Origin of the sequence: Streptomyces sp. MUSC 14 (genome assembly GCF_001866675.1) — a bacterium.
Lineage (GTDB): Bacteria > Actinomycetota > Actinomycetes > Streptomycetales > Streptomycetaceae > Streptomyces.
Genome location: NZ_MLYN01000075.1, coordinates 1 through 12,157, shown reverse-complemented (window position 1 = coordinate 12,157; position 12,157 = coordinate 1). Strand labels below are relative to the sequence as shown.

General features: G+C 74.0%; 12 protein-coding genes. 3 read left to right on the top strand and 9 right to left on the bottom strand.

The features are described 5' to 3' along the window. Positions 1-29: 29 nt before the first annotated feature. Both BIV25_RS39725 and BIV25_RS39720 read right to left on the bottom strand, forming a co-directional pair. Positions 30-983 (bottom strand): EamA family transporter, encoded by a 954-nt coding sequence (locus BIV25_RS39725; RefSeq protein WP_071377428.1) that lies wholly within the window; start codon positions 981-983, stop codon positions 30-32. Continuing rightward, on the bottom strand, positions 980-2,302 hold the full coding sequence (locus tag BIV25_RS39720) for an MFS transporter (RefSeq protein ID WP_071377427.1): 1,323 nt from the start codon (positions 2,300-2,302) through the stop codon (positions 980-982). The genes BIV25_RS39725 and BIV25_RS39720 overlap by 4 nt, the downstream gene beginning before the upstream one ends. A gap of 99 nt (positions 2,303-2,401) precedes the next feature. Here BIV25_RS39720 and BIV25_RS39715 point away from each other — a divergent pair, with 99 nt between their 5' ends. Further along, positions 2,402-2,908 (top strand): MarR family winged helix-turn-helix transcriptional regulator, encoded by a 507-nt coding sequence (locus BIV25_RS39715; protein ID WP_071377426.1) that lies wholly within the window; start codon positions 2,402-2,404, stop codon positions 2,906-2,908. A 91-nt stretch (positions 2,909-2,999) separates the two neighbouring features. On the opposite strand, the gene BIV25_RS39710 is transcribed toward BIV25_RS39715, so the two are convergent. Then, entirely contained in the window at positions 3,000-4,499 is a 1,500-nt protein-coding gene (locus BIV25_RS39710) for an FAD-dependent monooxygenase (RefSeq protein WP_071377425.1), read from the bottom strand. Positions 4,500-4,629: 130 nt separating this feature from the next. Here BIV25_RS39710 and BIV25_RS39705 point away from each other — a divergent pair, with 130 nt between their 5' ends. Continuing rightward, positions 4,630-5,247 (top strand): TetR family transcriptional regulator, encoded by a 618-nt coding sequence (locus BIV25_RS39705; protein ID WP_071377424.1) that lies wholly within the window; start codon positions 4,630-4,632, stop codon positions 5,245-5,247. A gap of 38 nt (positions 5,248-5,285) precedes the next feature. Here the strand turns inward: BIV25_RS39705 and BIV25_RS39700 are convergent, their stop codons facing one another. Then, complete coding sequence (locus tag BIV25_RS39700) at positions 5,286-6,278, bottom strand: helix-turn-helix domain-containing protein (RefSeq protein WP_256257116.1); 993 nt, start codon at positions 6,276-6,278, stop codon at positions 5,286-5,288. Positions 6,279-6,535: 257 nt separating this feature from the next. Between BIV25_RS39700 and BIV25_RS39695 the strand changes: the two genes are divergently transcribed. Further along, positions 6,536-8,053 (top strand): MFS transporter, encoded by a 1,518-nt coding sequence (locus tag BIV25_RS39695; protein WP_371273125.1) that lies wholly within the window; start codon positions 6,536-6,538, stop codon positions 8,051-8,053. A 126-nt stretch (positions 8,054-8,179) separates the two neighbouring features. Here BIV25_RS39695 and BIV25_RS39690 read toward each other — a convergent pair whose 3' ends face one another. From BIV25_RS39690 to BIV25_RS39675, 5 genes are all read right to left on the bottom strand, one after another. Next, a complete protein-coding gene (locus BIV25_RS39690; RefSeq protein ID WP_071377423.1) occupies positions 8,180-8,461 on the bottom strand; it encodes a hypothetical protein in 282 nt (93 codons plus the stop codon). A gap of 58 nt (positions 8,462-8,519) precedes the next feature. Continuing rightward, positions 8,520-10,625: a 4-alpha-glucanotransferase gene (gene malQ, locus BIV25_RS39685; protein WP_071377422.1), complete on the bottom strand. Its 2,106-nt coding sequence runs from the start codon at positions 10,623-10,625 to the stop codon at positions 8,520-8,522. After that, complete coding sequence (locus BIV25_RS54780; RefSeq protein WP_371273124.1) at positions 10,626-10,778, bottom strand: hypothetical protein; 153 nt, start codon at positions 10,776-10,778, stop codon at positions 10,626-10,628. A 109-nt stretch (positions 10,779-10,887) separates the two neighbouring features. Beyond that, positions 10,888-11,061, bottom strand: a complete 174-nt coding sequence (locus BIV25_RS39680) for a DUF397 domain-containing protein (protein WP_071377421.1) — start codon at positions 11,059-11,061, stop codon at positions 10,888-10,890. Between the two features lie 3 nt (positions 11,062-11,064). After that, entirely contained in the window at positions 11,065-11,943 is an 879-nt protein-coding gene (locus BIV25_RS39675; RefSeq protein ID WP_071377420.1) for a helix-turn-helix transcriptional regulator, read from the bottom strand. Positions 11,944-12,157: the final 214 nt, after the last annotated feature.

Below are 12,157 nucleotides of genomic sequence, written 5' to 3'. Positions count from 1 at the left end.
TCGGCGAGGCGGCAGCGGGCCGTGCCTCTTCACCGTCGCAAGGACTTACCTGTCAGGTCCATCGAAACTTTACGACCGTTCTTTTCAGCAGAACTGAACGATCGCTCCCCTCCGGACCCTCCGGACCCTCCGGACCCCCCGAGCTGTCCCGCCAGCGTCGCCCCGAACGCCAGCGCCATGCCCGCCACCTGCACCGGCGTCAGCGACTGCGCGAGCGCCGCCCAGCCGACGACCGCCGCGGTGAGCGGGGACAGCGGGCCGAGAAAGGCGACCTGGGTGGCGCTGAGCCGGCCGATGCCGCGGAACCAGAGCCAGTACGCCACCGCCGTGTTGACGAGGGCCAGGTAGACGTAGCCCGCCACGGCACGGCCGTCCAGGGCCGGCGGGGCTCCCTCCGCGAGGGCGGCGACCGGCGCGATGAGCAGGCCGCCCGCGGTGAGCTGCCAGCCGGTGAGGGCGAGCGGACCGACGCCGTCCGGGCGGCCCCACCGCTTGGTCAGCACCGTACCGGCGGCCATCGAGGCCGTGGAGGCCACGGCCGCGAGCACCCCGACCACGTCGAGGGCGCCGGCCCCCTGGAGGACGACCAGGCTGACACCGAGCGCGGCGACCACCCCGGTGGCGAGGGTCCGCCCGGCCGGCCGCCGGCCGAGCAGCAGCGCCGAGAGGCCCACGACGAACAGCGGCTGGACCGAGCCGACGACGGCCGCCATGCCGCCGGGCAGCCGGTACGCCGAGACGAACAGCAGCGGGAAGAAGGCGCCGATGTTCAGCGCGCCCAGCACCAGCGACTTCCACCACCAGGCGCCCTTCGGCAGCACCCGCGTCAGGGCGAGCAGCAGCAGCCCTGCGGGCAGGGCGCGCACGAGGGCCGTGAACAGCGGGCGGTCCGGCGGCAGGAACGCGGTCGTCACCGCGTAGGTGGTGCCCCAGGAGGCGGGGGCGAGGGCGGTGAGCGCGACGGCGGCCAGGGAGCGTCTCACGGCCGGACTCCTTCGGGGGCGGGAGAAACGGGGACGGCGGTGCCGCGGGCCACCGGTACCGACGCCGGCAGCGGCCGCAGCACCTCCGCCGGGAGCCGGCGCTCCACCCGGATCAGGAGGGCGGCGGCGAGCGCCGAGGTGACGACGAGGAACGCCCACGGCGCCCGGCCGTCCAGCGCGAGCAGGGCCGTGAACAGGGACGGCGCCACCGCCTTCGCCAGCGACCAGGACATCTGGTACGCCGCCTGGTAGCGGCCGCGCACCGCCTCGGGCGCCGCCTCGACCGCGAGCACCTGGGAGGCGGGGCTGTGGATCAGCTCGCCGAGGGTGTAGACGACGGTCACGGCGACCAGGGCGCCGCCCAGCACCAGGTCGTCGCCGGGCCGGAGCGTGCCGAGCACGATCTGTGCGGCGAACGCGGCCGCGAACAGGGCTCCGCCCAGCGCCGCCGCCCGGGTGCGCCGGGCACCGTTCCTGCGGACCCGCGCGCCGACGGCGACCCCGGCCACCGCGCACAGCACGGTGTTGAGGGTGAACGCGGCGCCGGTGAGCGCCGCGGGGCCGTGCAGCCACTCCACCAGGAACAGCGGGAAGAGCACCGAGAGGGCCGAATAGCTGAGCGCGTTCAGGAAGTTGGCGCCGGTGACGACCAGGAAGGGGCGGTCGGCGAGGACCAGCCGGTAGCCCGCGCCCGCCCGGCGCGGGGCCGGTCCCTCCTCCGCCGTGCGCAGCGGGCGCAGCGGGCGCAGCGGGCGCAGCGGGCGCAGCAGCAGGGCCGCGAACGCGAAGGACAGGGCGTTGCCCCAGGCCGCGTAGGTGTAACCGGCGCTGCCCGCAAGGGAGATGACCAGCGTGGCGAGCAGCGCGCCCGCGCCGTTGCCGGCGTTCTGGAGCGCGCGTGTCGACGCCTGCAGCCGGTCCCGGCCGGCCCCGCGCGCCACCTCTCCGATCAGGGACTGCTGGGCGGCGGGGAAGGCCCGGTCGGCGGCCGCGGTGACCAGGGCGACGGCCGCGAAGGCGGGCAGGGAGTGGGCGAAGGGGTAGAGGGCGAAGCCGACGACCCGGACGCCGTAGAGCGCGTAGAGCGTCGGCTGCGCGCCGTACCGGTCCACCGCCGTCCCGGCGAGCGGCAGTACGGCGATGCCCGCGAGGCCGGTGGCCGTGAGCACGGCGCCGACGGCCGGGAAGGACAGCCCGGTCACGGCGTGGAAGAAGACCAGCGTGAACGGGACGTACATGCCGGTGCCGACGCCGTTGACGGCGGCGGTGACGGGCAGCGTCCATGCGCCGGTTATGCGTTCGTTCTCTCTTGTCACCATGCCCCCTGAAGTAGCTTGAACGGAAGTAGCTTAGCAGCAATCTACTTTCCATCAAGTTACTTTCTTGCCGACGACCTCCGGGAAGGCCATACTCGGCGCATGAGTGCAGGCAGGGATCCCGTCGACGCGATCATCGACCAGTGGGCGGCCGTCCGGCCCGACCTCGACACCAGGGCGATGGAGGTCTTCGGGCGGATCTACCGCCTCTCCCGCGCCATGGGCGACCGCATGGAGAAGGCGTACCAGCAGTACGGCATCTCGCGCGGCGAGTTCGACGTGCTCGCGACCCTGCGCCGCTCCGGCGAGCCGTACACCCTCTCGCCGCGCCAGCTGTCGGCCACTCTCATGCTCACCACCGGCGGGATGACCGGCCGCCTCGACAAGCTGGAGCGGGGCGGCCTGCTGCGCCGCTCCCCCGACCCGCACGATCGCCGGGGCCTGAAGGTGACGCTGACCGAGAAGGGACTGGACGTCATCGACCGGGCGGTCGGCGCGGGTCTGGCGGTCCAGACCGCGGCCCTGTCCCACCTCGACGACGAGCAAGCCGGCCAACTGGCCGGCCTGCTGCGGGAGTTGCTCACCGAGAGCCCGGAGGCGCCGCACTAGGGGGTGTCCGGATCAGGACGGCCATGAGGAACGGTGCTGCGGGAGTGCGCGCCGGACCCCGCGGCGCCGGCATGATCCAAACCGACACCCTCTAGCGGCCGACGTGCGCGCTGACCGCCGCCTCGATCCCCTTCGCGCCGGTGGAGTCGGCCGCCCAGGCGGCGTATCCGTCGGGGCGCACCAGCAGCGTCGTACGGCGGTCGCTCGCCCAGCGGGCCACGGTCAGCCGGCCGGCACGGCCGGGTCCGGGCTCGTACGGCTCCGGGGTGATCAGGACGAACCGGCCGCCGCGCAGGGCCTCGTAGAGCCGGCCGCCGCCGGCCAGGGCGACGTCCGGGACCCGGGTGCCGGTGAGGCGGTGGGCGCCGCGGGGCGCGGGGTAGCGGTAGCCGAGGCCGGTGACCTGCGCGGTGAGGGCACGCCGGGCGGGGCCGACGGTGTTCAGGAACAGGGTGAACACGGAGCGCGCCGCGAGCGTCCAGGGGCGCTTGGCCATCGCCAGGCGGATGATCCCGCCGCTGCTGCGCAGCACCGCCCTGCCGACCGGGTGCCGTTCGGCCTGGTAGGTGTCGAGCAGCGCGGGGTCCGCGTGCCCGGCGACGACCGCGGCCAGCTTCCAGCCCAGGTTGACGGCGTCCTGGAGCCCGGTGTTCATACCCTGGCCGCCGGCCGGGGTGTGCACGTGCGCGGCGTCGCCGGCCAGGAAGACCCGGCCCACCCGGTAGGCCGGCGCCTGCCGTTCGTCGCTGTGGAAGCGGGACATCCAGCGGGCGTCGTGCATCCCGAAGTCCCGGCCGAGGGCGAGCCGGGTGATCTCCTCGACCTCGGCCAGGCCGACGGGCTCGTGGTCGGGCAGGTCGCGGCCGCGCCGCCAGCCGATCACCCGGTAGTAGCCGTCGCCGAACGGCGCGAGGAAGGCGAAGGCGTCGCCGACCGCGCCCACCGTGAGCAGGTCCGGCGGCTCCTCGGCGAGCCGGACGTCGGCGAGGACGACGGACCGGATCACCGACCTGCCCGGGAACGGCAGCCCGATCGCCTGCCGCACCGCACTGCGCATCCCGTCGGCGCCGACGACGTACCCGGCGCGGAGCGCCTCCGTACGCCCCTCGGGCCCGCGCACCTCGACGGTGACCCCGTCCGCGTCCTGGGCGATCCCGGTCACCTCGGTGTCGTACCGGAACTGCGCCCCCGCCTCGACGGCCCGCTCCGCCAGGACCTTCTCGACCTCGTACTGCGGCAGCACGAGGAGGTGGCGGAAGCGGGAGGGGAGGGCGCCGAGGTCGAGGTCGAGCCGGCCGAAGGCGCGGAGGTGGTCGAGGGGCCGGCCGAGGGCCTCCAGCTCGTCGGCGAGGCTCCGCGAACGAGGTGCGCGCGCAGCGCGTCCGTTGAGGGTGGTGGTGGGCGACGGGCGGGCGTCGAGCTGTTCGAGGGTGCGGGCGTGCAGGACGAAGGCGCGGGAGAGGTTGCTGATCTCGTGGGGGCGCTTTTCGAGGACGGTGACCGGGACGCCGGCGGCGGCGAGATCACCGGCGAGCAGCAGGCCGGTGGGGCCGGAGCCGACGATGGCGACGTGTCCAGTGGTGCCGTTCATGGTGGCCTCCTGGGGTGACAACGCCCGTTGGCCAACATCCGTAGGCCAACGCTTGTAGGCAACGATAGGACCGTGGCACGACGCGCGTCAACACTTGTTGGCCTACGGTTGTTGGCCTACGCTCGTTGGTATGAACGGCAGCGCACAGAAGAACCAGGACACGACCCAGGCCCCGACCCAGGCCCCGGGCGGCCCGGCGCGGCGTTCCGACGCCACGCGGTCCGCCATCCTCGACGCCGCCCGCGAGCGGTTCGCCGCCGACGGCTACGAACGGGCCACCATCCGGGCCATCGCCAAGGACGCCCGGATCGACCCGTCGATGGTCATGCGGTACTTCGGCAGCAAGGAGGGGCTGTTCGCGGCGGCCGTCACGCTGGATCTGCGGCTGCCCGACCTCGATCAGGTGCCGCGGGACGAGGTGGGCCGGACGCTGGTCGGCCACTTCCTCGACCTGTGGGAGCAGAACGAGGAGCTGACGGCCGTGCTCAGGGTCGGCGCCACCAACCAGGCCGGGGCGCAGCGGATGCAGGGCATCTTCCGGGACCAGCTGCTGCCGGTGGCCCGGCAGGTGTGCCCCGACCCCGAGCAGTTCCCGGCGCGCGCCGCGCTGTGTGCCGCGCAGCTGCTCGGCCTGGCCCTCACCCGCTACGTCCTGCGCCTGCCGCCGGCCCAGGAGCTGACCCGCGCGGAGCTGCTGGCGTGGCTCGGGCCGACCGTGCAGCGGTATCTGACGGCGCCGAACCCCTGAGCGGGGCTCGACGAGCCGCGCTCAGGGGTGGGCCGTGATCAGACGTGGGCCGGGGTCTGCGCGCAGGCAGGGCACGGCGCGACGGCCGGCTGCGGACGACGGCCCGAGGGCACCAGCACCGGCTCCTGCACGGGCTCCGGCACCGGTCGGACGTCCGCGGCGTCCGCGGTGTCCACCGCGTCCCCGGCGTCCAGGCTCAACATGGCCTCCTCGTCCGGCGTGCCGGGAGCGGCCTGGTAGACCACCATCCGCTGGCCGCCCGTCCGGGCCAGTCGCATGACCTCGTAGGTCAGCGTCATCGGGCCGGTCCTCGGGTGCTGGAAGGTCTTCTGCCCGCCGCCGCGCTCGCAGACGTCGTACCGCTCCCACAGCCGCGCGAACTCGGGTGATTTCAGCACCAGTTCGCCGACCAGCGCGGTCAGCTCGGGATCGTCCGGGTCGGCCCCGGCGACCGCCCGCAGGTGCGCCACCGACAGGGCGACGTTCTCCTCCCACGGGTCGTAGATCGTGCGGCCGACCGGGTGGAGGAAGAGGTAGCGGGTCAGGTTGCGCTGGTCCTCCGGCCAGTCCCAGAGCCCGGGCAGCAGCCGCCGGCCGGGCGGGTTCGCGGCCAGTACGCGGTTGTAGCGGCTCACCACGTAGGCCGGCAGCGGGCGCACCGACTCCAGCATGCGCAGTACCGACTCGCGGACGGTGTGGTCCGAGCAGGCGGGCAGCTCCGAGACCCGGCCCGCGGCGAGCTCCGCGAGCTCGTGCAGGCGCTCGTAACCGTCGCCGCGCAGCCGCAGAGCGCGGCCGAGGGCGTCCACGACGGCGGGCGAAGGGTTGGCCTCCCGGCCGCGCTCCAGGCGGATGTAGTAGTCGACGCTCACCCCGGCCAGCGCGGCCAGCTCCTCCCGGCGCAGTCCGGGGGTGCGGCGCACGCCCGCGCCGGCCGGGAGGCCGACCTCCTCCGGGCGCACCTGCGCCCTGCGGGCCTTCAGATACCTGCCCAGCTCGGTGCCCCGGGTGTCCGCTGATGCTGCTGCCATCCGGCCATTGTCGCAGGCGGACCGGGAGCGTGGGGGGTCCTGTCAGGGCCTGGAACGCCGCACCCCCGGCAGAGCACGGTCTGCCGGACGGCCGTGCGCGGAGCCACAGTTGGTCCTGGAGCGGGCGGCCCGGCCGCCGGGGCCCAGGGGGTGCACGACACCGGACCGCGGCCCCGGCGGGCTGCCGCCGCCCGCCGCTTCACCACTGACGAGCCGTCAACGAGCCGTCAACCACCCCCATGCCAAAGGGAGTCACCGTGCCGGCCACCCCGCCCCGGTCCACCGCCACCACCACCGCTCACGGGACCGCCCCCGAGTCATCGGCCCCCGCCCCGGGGCCGGCGGCGCTCACGGTCCGGCGGCGACAGCCGGACCGGGCCCGGCCGGCCGCGCCGGCCGGGCGACCCACACCACCCGCCGATGGACCCACCCCGCCATCGAGGAGCGGGCTCGCGCTGGTCGCCGCGCTGCTCGGGTTCAGCGTGATCACCATCGACGTCTCGGCCGTGAACATCGCCCTGCCCGCGATCCGGAACTCCTTCAGCGGCGGGATGACCGGGCTGCAGTGGGTGGTGGACGCGTACACCCTGATGTTCGCGGCCCTGATGCTCTCCGCCGGCGCCCTCGCCGACCGCACCGGCGCCCGCCGCGCCTATGCCTGGGGCGTCGCCCTGTTCACCCTCGCCTCCCTCGGCTGCGCGCTCGCGCCCGGCATCGGCACGCTCGTCGGCGCACGCGTGGCGCAGGGCGCCGCCGCCGCGGTCGTGATGCCGGCCTCGCTGGCGCTGATACGGCAGGCGTACGACGACGTCCGGGCGCGCGCCCGCGCCATCGCGCTGTGGACGGTCGGCGGCTCGGTGGCGATGGCCGCGGGCCCGGTGCTCGGCGGTCTGCTCACCGACTCGGCCGGCTGGCGGGCGGTCTTCCTGCTCAACCTCCCGGTGGGCGCGGTGATCCTGGCCCTGCTGGTCCGGGTGCCGCGCTCCCCGCGCCGGCCGGCCGCGCTGGACGGCGGCGGGCAGCTCACCGCCGTACTGGCCCTGGCCGGGCTGGCCTTCGCGGTGATCGAGGGCGGCCACCAGGGCTGGACCAGCGGCCCCGTCCTGGCCGCCGCCGCGCTCGCCGTCGCCTCCGGTTACGCCTTCTACGCGACAGAGACCCGGCACCGCCAGCCCATGGTCCCCCTGGGCATGCTGAGGAACCGCCAGGTGGCCGTCCCGCTCGCGGTCGGTTTCGCCGTCAACGCCGCCTTCTACGGCGGGATCTTCCTGCTCGGGCTGTACTACCAGCAGCTGCGCGGGATGTCGGGAACGGCGGCCGGGCTGATGTTCGTCCCGATGTCGGCGGTGGTGACGGCGACCAACCTGGTCTCGCCGCGCATGGCGGAGCGGATCGGGCGGCGTCCGGTGATCGTCGCCGGCCAGCTGGTCTTCGCGGGGGCGATGCTGGCCATGCTGCCGCTGGCCGCCCACACCCCGGTGTGGCTGGTCCTGGTCCTGCTGCTGCCGCTGAGCATCGGCGGTGCGCTCGCGGTGCCCGCGCTGACCGCGCTGCTGATGGACGCGGTGCCCCGGGAGCGCGCGGGGACCGCGTCGGGGCTGCTCAACTCCTTCCGGCAGACCGGCGGTGCGCTCGCCGTCGCCCTCTTCGGCAGCCTGCTCTCGGGCCCCGGCGGCGACTTCTCCCTCCCCGGAATGCGCCTCGGCCTCCTCGCCGTCGCCGCGCTCCTCGTCCTCACCGCCGCCCTCTCCCGCCTCCTGCTGCGGCGTGGCTGAGCCCGGCCGGGAGCACGAAAACGCCGAGGGCGCCCCCCCCCCACCCGGATACGGCGATGCGCGCGTACGGCGGGAAGGCGGGCGCCCCCGGCGGAAGAACCGGTGTGCGCAAGAACCGGCAGGCGGTCAGGCCTTGGCGTCGGCCCCGGACTTCACGGCAGCCTTGGACGAGGGCTTGATGGTCCGGATCTTGGACTTGTCGAGCGCCATCACCAGGCCGGCGATGACGGCGAACAGGGCCAGCGGGATCAGCACGTAGAGGCCCAGCGTCTGGACGACGCTCAGGCCATGGCCGGGGTCGTCACCGTCGTCGCGGGTCAGCGCGAGCGCGGGGGACGACATGAGCAGCATCATCAGCGTCGTACCGGAGGCCAGGGCGCCGGCGCGCAGGGCGTTCTTCTTGTCCACGTTCTCAAGTTAGCGAATCGCCTGCAGAGGCGCGCGTCCGGGGTCCCGTACGCGCCGTTCACCCGCCCCTGACCTGGGTGAATACATCGAGTAACGCCCGCAGTCGGGGCGCGGCCGTCAGTTCCTCCAGCGGCAGGGGGCGGCCGTCGCGGTCCGCGATGGGCAGCCGCCAGTTCGGGTACTGGTCCCAGGTGCCCGGCAGGTTCTGAGGGCGGCGGTCGCCGATGCCGTCCGGGAGCCAGACGCCGATCAGCCGGGCCGGGGTGCGCAGCAGGAAGCGGTGGACGGCGCGGATCTCCTCCTCCTCGTCACAGCCGGGCGGTCCGGCGGCCGGCCGGTCCAGGAGGCCCAGACTGCCGAGCAGGGCGAGCCACTCGGCGGTGTCGGCGTCGGCCTCGGCGCGCTCCTCGGCCGCCGAACGGGTGAGCAGACCCAGCCGGTCGCGCAGGCCGACGTGGTCGCCGGTGAGCCGGGCGGCGGTGGGCGGCAGGTCGTGGGTGGTGGCGGTGGCCAGGCAGTCGGCGCGCCAGCGCTCGGGCGGCAGCGGGCGGCCGTCGCCCTCCCAGTCCCGTTCGAACCACAGGACCGAGGTGCCGAGCACCCCGCGCCGTTGCAGCGCCTCGCGCACGCCCGGCTCGACGGTGCCCAGGTCCTCGCCGATGACGAGCGCCCCGGCGCGGTGCGCCTCCAGGGCGAGGATCGCGAGCATGGCGTCGGCGTCGTAGCGGACGTACGTGCCCTCGGTCGGGGCGCGTCCGCTCGGCACCCACCACAGCCGGAACAGGCCCATGACGTGGTCGATGCGCAGGGCTCCGGCGTAGCGGAAGAGGGCGCGCAGCAGCTCGCGGTACGGGGCGTGGCCGCAGGCGGCGAGCCGGTCGGGGCGCCAGGGCGGCAGGCCCCAGTCCTGGCCGCGGGCGTTGAAGGCGTCGGGCGGGGCGCCGACCGACATGCCGGCGGCGAACACGTCCTGCTGCGCCCAGGCGTCGGCGCCCTGCGGGTGCACGCCGACGGCGAGGTCGTGCACGATCCCGACGGACATCCCGGCCTCCGCGGCGGCCCGCTGGGCGGCGCGCAGCTGGCCGTCGGTGAGCCAGGCGAGGCGGGTGTGGAACTCGACGCGGTCGGCGAGGCCGTCGCGTGCGGCGGCGGTGGCGGCCGAGCGGGGGTCGCGCAGTTCCTCGGGCCAGCCGTGCCAGTCGGCGCCGTGGGTCTCGGCGAGGGCGTACCAGGTGGCGTGGTCGGTGAGGGCCCGGCCGTGGGCGGCGCGGAAGGCGTCGTACGCCGCCTGCCGCCCCGGTCCGAGCGGTACGGCGAGGACGATCTCCAGGGCCTCGCGCTTCAGCTCCCACACGGCGTCCCGGTCGATGAGCTCGCCCTTGTCGAGGACGGCGGCGCGCAGCCGGCCCGCCCGCTCCCGCAGCGCCGCCAGCCGTTCCCGGCCCTCGGCGTCCTCCACGTACGCGTACTCGGGAACGTCCTCGATCCGCAGATGGACCGGGTCCGGGAAGCGGCGGGAGGACGGGCGGTACGGCGATGGATCGGTCGGGGCGCCGGGTACGGCCGAATGCAACGGGTTGACCTGCACGAATCCGGCACCGGCGGTGCGCCCGGCCCAGCCGGCCAGCTCGGCGAGGTCACCGAGGTCGCCCATGCCCCAGGAGCGGCGCGAGAGCAGTGAGTACAGCTGGACGAGCAGCCCGTGGGAGCGGTTGGGCGGGGCGGGCAGCCGGTCGGGGGCGACCACGAGATGAGCGCGGCCGGTCCGCCCGTCGGCCGCGACGGCGGTCAACCGGTGCACGCCCAGCGGCAGTTCCCCGCCCCCGCCGCCATCCCACTCCCGCTCCTCCGTCGCGCCCTCGGTGGTGACGGTGAGCCGGGTGCCGGACGGCAGCGCGGCGAGAGCAGCGGGCCGCTGCGGATCCCCGCCCCAGCACACGACGGTCGGCGGCAGCAGGCGCTCGCGCTGCTCGCGTTCCCGGGCGGCGAGCGCGGTGCGGACGGCGCCCTGGCCGGCCGCGTCGACGCCGAGGGCGGCCAGGGCGGCGACCACGGCGGAGGCGGGCACGGCGACCGTACGGTCCGGGGCGGGGCGGTAGGAGGTGGCGACCCCGTGCAGCTCGGCGAGCCGGGCCAGGCCCGCGTCCGCAAGCGCCGCGGTCACCTACACCCCCGCGGCGAGGGCGTCGGACTCACTGGTCAGCGGGGCGGTCTCGGCGAGCGGCGGCTCACTGGTCAGGGGTTCGGCGTCGGGCAGGGGCGGCTCGCTGGTCAGCGGGGCCTGAGTACAGGCACTCTCCGCGCAGAAGACGGACACGGGGGCCTCCTTTCGGGTACGGCGACCTTGTGGGCTACCGCAGCCCCTACCCCGTGAGCGCGACGGCAGACGTACGGCAGGGAACAACATGCCATTCGTCACATTCGACTCAGCGGAGCGACGCGGTGAACTCCGTCCAGGTCTGCGGGGCGAGGCGGAGTATCGGGCCGTCGGGGGTCTTGGAGTCGCGGACGGCGACGGTGTGGCGGAGGTTGCGGGCGACTTCGACGCAGTCGTTCTCAACGTGGCTGTAGCTGGACTTGCGGAACTCGAACTCGGACATGACTCACACTTCCTTGCGCAGGTTGTCGATGAGCGTCGCGGAATCGCGGGGCGCGAGACAGAGTCGGGACGTACGGTCGAACAACAGGCTGTACGTGCCACTCTCGGTCTCGTTCTCCACCCAGACCATTCCCATGATGACGTCGCTCTGGACCACGTCGAGCGCCTCGCCCTCCGCGAAGGAGAGGATGCTGAACGGGCCCGAGATGCACGGGTGCGCCCCAGCTCGAAACGGGAGCACCTGAAGGCGTACGTTGGGCAACTCGGCGGATTCCAGGAGCCTTTCCAGCTGGGCTCTCATCACCTCGGGTCCTCCGATCTGCTGCCGCAGCGCGGCTTCCCAGATCACCGCGTGGTAATGGAGCGGACGCTCGCCGAACAGCCGCTCCTGACGCCGCTGCTTGATCGCGACCCAGTGCTCGATCTCATCCGGGTCTTCCCAAGCACCGTCGGCGACAGCCAGGGCACGCGTGTACTCGGGAGTGTGGAGGAGTCCAGGGATCAGTGCCGTCTGCCAGTTACGGATACGACTGGCAGCGTCCTCCATCGCGATGAACTCAGCCGTCGCGCCTGTGTCGAGACGGCTGCTCCACCACCCTCTGACCTTCCGGCGCTCACGGTCCAGCCTCGCCAATTCCAGCAGTCGGGCCACGGCCTTCTGCTCGTTGAGGCCGTAGCACTCGCACAGTGCACGGATATCGGGGTCCCGCATGGGAACCCAGCCCTGTTCCATCTTCACGATCTTCGAGTTGGACGCGTTGATGGCGTCCGCTGCCTGGCGTTGGGTCTTGCCGGCGGCGTCGCGCAGGCGCAACAACTCACCGCCGAGCCTGCGGCCCAGCACAGTTGACGTCCGGTTACCCAGTGGCGAGGTACGAGTCACGGGCCAAGTCTCTCCTGCCGGATTACACCTCGTCACTCGATGGAGACAATTGCACCTGATCGCCTTGCACCCGCTACATACGCACCGCTACGTTCAGCAAGCAGTCACCCACGTATCGGAGTCATCCGGAGGTGCACGCCATGCCCGACCCCAGCCCCACCCCCACCCCCCTCCCCCACGAAGACCAGCTCGACTACACCCCCGTCCCCCGCAG

What these genes read in the sequence shown, in the direction of transcription:
- BIV25_RS39715 (WP_071377426.1), top strand. Translation starts at nt 2,402, where the DNA reads ATGAGTGCAGGCAGGGATCCCGTCGACGCGATCATCGACCAGTGGGCG.
- BIV25_RS39680 (WP_071377421.1), bottom strand. Translation starts at nt 11,061, where the DNA reads ATGTCCGAGTTCGAGTTCCGCAAGTCCAGCTACAGCCACGTTGAGAAC.
- BIV25_RS39705 (WP_071377424.1), top strand. Translation starts at nt 4,630, where the DNA reads ATGAACGGCAGCGCACAGAAGAACCAGGACACGACCCAGGCCCCGACC.
- BIV25_RS39720 (WP_071377427.1), bottom strand. Translation starts at nt 2,302, where the DNA reads ATGGTGACAAGAGAGAACGAACGCATAACCGGCGCATGGACGCTGCCC.
- BIV25_RS39710 (WP_071377425.1), bottom strand. Translation starts at nt 4,499, where the DNA reads ATGAACGGCACCACTGGACACGTCGCCATCGTCGGCTCCGGCCCCACC.
- BIV25_RS39700 (WP_256257116.1), bottom strand. Translation starts at nt 6,278, where the DNA reads ATGGCAGCAGCATCAGCGGACACCCGGGGCACCGAGCTGGGCAGGTAT.